Genomic DNA, 234 nt, shown 5'->3' with positions numbered 1-234 from the left:
GTCGTCCCATATCATGGATGGACGGCCCAAAGAGTTCTGTCGTCACTTCCTGATCAATCTGTCCAAGATAGTTCAAGCTGATTTCAGGATGTACGTGGTGTCCTGACGGTTCAGTGGCTGTCATGTATTTTAAAATCCCATAGCCAATCCCTTTATTTGGCACACGGCGCAGCATTTCTTTCGTTTCTTTAATAGCTTCAGCTATGGTCTGATCTGGCTTCGCTTCAAGAACAA

At 45.3% G+C, this 234-nt stretch carries 1 protein-coding gene; it reads right to left on the bottom strand.

The genetic code is table 11. The features are described 5' to 3' along the window. Window positions 1-234: hypothetical protein (locus AC0IXA_RS28200; RefSeq protein WP_471815027.1), on the bottom strand; the 234-nt coding region annotated here is incomplete at both ends.

It is taken from the genome of Pseudomonas sp. AC083 (genome assembly GCF_979253165.1).
This window is presented reverse-complemented; position numbering and strand designations above follow the sequence as displayed.